The organism is Microvirga sp. P4_G7, assembly GCF_056401005.1.
Genome location: NZ_JBFUKD010000478.1, coordinates 1 through 3019 on the forward strand (window position 1 = coordinate 1; position 3019 = coordinate 3019).

Annotated in this window: 5 protein-coding genes; 2 read left to right on the top strand and 3 right to left on the bottom strand. The window is 62.6% G+C overall.

Going from position 1 to position 3019, the window contains the following annotated elements; all coding sequences use genetic code 11:
* Positions 1-752 (bottom strand): glycosyltransferase (locus tag AC1DT3_RS16625; protein WP_477466349.1); only part of this gene is annotated, 752 nt, incomplete at its 3' end.
* Between the two features lie 70 nt (positions 753-822).
* Here AC1DT3_RS16625 and AC1DT3_RS16630 point away from each other — a divergent pair.
* Together AC1DT3_RS16630 and AC1DT3_RS16635 are read left to right on the top strand one after the other, a co-directional pair.
* Positions 823-1584 carry an alpha/beta hydrolase gene (locus AC1DT3_RS16630; RefSeq protein ID WP_477466350.1) on the top strand — a complete coding sequence of 254 codons (762 nt, stop codon included), beginning with the start codon at positions 823-825 and terminating at the stop codon, positions 1582-1584.
* A 68-nt stretch (positions 1585-1652) separates the two neighbouring features.
* On the top strand, positions 1653-2528 hold the full coding sequence (locus AC1DT3_RS16635) for an alpha/beta fold hydrolase (RefSeq protein ID WP_477466351.1): 876 nt from the start codon (positions 1653-1655) through the stop codon (positions 2526-2528).
* Between the two features lie 2 nt (positions 2529-2530).
* On the opposite strand, the gene AC1DT3_RS16640 is transcribed toward AC1DT3_RS16635, so the two are convergent.
* Positions 2531-2785, bottom strand: a complete 255-nt coding sequence (locus AC1DT3_RS16640) for a BQ00720 family protein (protein ID WP_477466352.1) — start codon at positions 2783-2785, stop codon at positions 2531-2533.
* 22 nt (positions 2786-2807) lie between these two features.
* On the bottom strand, positions 2808-3019 hold a 212-nt coding region (locus tag AC1DT3_RS16645), incomplete at its 5' end, for an Hsp20 family protein (protein ID WP_477466353.1).

Here is a 3019-nt window from a genome sequence, read left to right on the forward strand (position 1 = left end):
GCAAGGATGAACGTCGCATCGGTCAGCCCGCCATCGCGAAGCTTGGCGGCGGCTTCGATCAGCACTTTTTGCCCCTTCCACCCCGTCAGCCGGGCAGCCAGCAGCACGATCCGTTCATGGGGAGCGACGCCCCAGGATTTGCGCAGGTTTTCCACGCGCTCCGGAGCAACGGCCGAGGGCGAGAAAACACCGAAATCCGTCCCTCTGTGGATCACGCGGATGCGATCGGTGGCCTGCGGGAACAGCGATCGGATTAGGTCCCCGGTATAGTGCGAATTGGCGATGACCGCGTCTCCGCGCGCCATCACGGAATTGTAGAGCATCTTCACCGACGAGCGCCCCGCATAGCTACCGTGATACGTCGTCACGAAGGGCAGTTCGAGCGAGCGGGCCGCTCCGAGTGCGACCCAAGCGGGCGCACGCGAACGGGCATGGACCAGCGAAACTTTCTCCTTGTAGCAGATCTTCGCCAGCCGACGGATGTTGAGGGCCATCGAGAAGGGATTTTTCGTCGCCGCAGGGAAGGGAATCCAGATGCCGCCCTTGGCCTGCAATTCGCCGACCAGACGCCCGCCTTCCGTCGCAACGAGCGCGCGCGCGCCCACATGGACGAGACCTTCGGCGATATCCACGCTCGTGCGCTCGGCGCCCCCGGCTTCCAGCTCAGGAATGATCTGGAGGATCGTGCGGCCCGCGAGTGAATGCTTGGAGGATGGAAACGACGTCCCTGCGGGTCGCGCTGCGAAACTCACCGGTGTAAGAGCCCTTCAAACGGAATCATGTCGCAACCCTTGCTTCGAAGCGGTTGAGGATCGGTTAACCATGGCGCTTATTCTTACGGTCGGGAAAGAAACAGCGGAACGTCAAATCGCCGTCCTGCGTCACCAAGGCCGAAATCCGCCGGTCGTCTGGCTCGGCGGATTCAAGTCCGACATGCGGGCGACCAAGGCGGAAGCGGTCAACGCATGGGCGGAAAAATCCGACCGCAGTTTCATCCGCTTCGATTATAGCGGCCATGGGGAGTCGAGCGGGGATTTCGAGGACGGGACGATCTCCAAGTGGCTGGAGGAAGCCCTCGCCGTGATCGAGGCCTATGCCCCGGCTCGACCGATCCTCGTCGGTTCCTCGATGGGCGGATGGATCGCACTCCTTGCCGCACGAGCGCTCATCGAGAAGCGGCCGGATATCGCGCCGGCCGGCATGGTCCTTATCGCACCCGCGGTCGACTTCACCGAGAAACTGATGTGGGACCGCTTTCCGGACGACATCAAGCGAGCCGTGATGGAAACCGGGGTCTATTATCGTCCCACCCCGTATTCTCCGGATCCCTACCCCATGACCCGCGGCCTGATCGAGGACGGGCGTCGCCATCTGCTGTTCGGCGCCCCCATCCGCACCGGCTGTCCGGTCGTCATTCTGCAAGGAATGAAGGACCCGGATGTTCCCTGGGGCCATGCACTGCAACTCGTGGAGCACATCCCCGGGGACAGCGTGTCGCTGACGCTGGTGAAGGACGGCGATCATCGCTTGTCGACCAATGAGGATCTCGACCGGCTGATCGCGGCGATCGAATCGGTCGCCTGATCCGACTTTCCCTCTCGTCCCTGCACCTCTCCGGCCTAGTTTCTGGCAATCGAAGCGATGGGGGCCGAATGTTCGACGGTTTTGTACTCGAGACGATCGATTTGCCCGAGGCCACTCTCCGGGTCCGCCGCGGCGGCGCGGGCCCGCCCGTTCTCTTGCTCCACGGCCACCCCAGGACACACACGACTTGGCACCGGGTGGCGCCACTTCTCGCAAGATCGCACACGGTCGTCTGTCCCGATCTTCGCGGGTTCGGACGATCCTCGAAACCGGCCGATACGCCCGACCATCGCGGCTCCTCCAAACGCGCGAAGGCGAAAGATTGTGTCGCGTTGATGCAAGAACTGGGGTTCACCCGGTTCGCGATCGTCGGACACGATCGGGGCTCCTACACCGCGTTCAGGACGGCCATGGACCATCCGGACGTCATTTCACGTCTGGCAATTCTGGACGGCGTTCCGATCCTGGAGGCCCTGGAGCGCTGCAATGCGCGGTTCGCGCAATCGTGGTGGCACTGGTTTTTCTTCGGACAGGCCGAGAAGCCCGAGCGGGCGATCCTCGCCGATCCCGATGCCTGGTACGAAGGCGATCCCGAAAAGATGGGGGCGGAGAATTATGCGGATTATCGCGCGGCGATCCACGACCCGGCGACAGTGCATACGATGATCGAGGATTACCGCGCAGGGTTGGGAATCGACAGGCTTCACGACGAAGACGATCGCAACGCGGGTCGACGGCTACAATGTCCGGTGTTGTGCCTGTGGTCGTCGAAGGACGATCTAGAAATGCTCTACGGCGACGTATTGAGCGTCTGGCGGCCCTGGGCGCCCGATCTGCAGGGACATGGCATCGAGAGTGGGCACCATATGGCCGAGGAGGCGCCTGCCGAACTCGCAGGCGCTCTCCTGGCTTTTCTCAACGCCGAAGAACGCGCTCGGGCATGAGCCTAATGCAGGCTCACCGTCTCCAGATCATGCGCCCAGGCGTTCGCCACGGCGGCGTCACGCGTATCCGTCAGAAGGATCGGCGCACCGCTGGCCGAAACGAGGGCAAAAAGCTGAAGCCCCGGTTCGATCTTCGGCGCCTCCGGAAAGGCCTTGGCGATATCGTCCGAGCGCATCGGCTTGACGTAGGCCATCTGCCCCTCGCCCCAGGCGGCCAGATCGTTCGCCGGGAAGGCGATATGCGTTTCGTTATTCATAGGAACCTCCTTCACGGGACTGCTACGCCTCGTCCGATGTCACGATGTCGATCTTGCGAATGATGCGATCCGGCTCCGGCCGGATCAGATCGATCGAAAGAAGACCGTTCGACAGATCGGCGCCCATCACCTCCATGCCTTCGGCAAGAAGGAAGGTGCGCTGAAACTGACGGGCGGCAATGCCGCGATGTAGGAAATGCCTGGCTTTGTCGTCGGCCTGTCGTCCCCGGATCA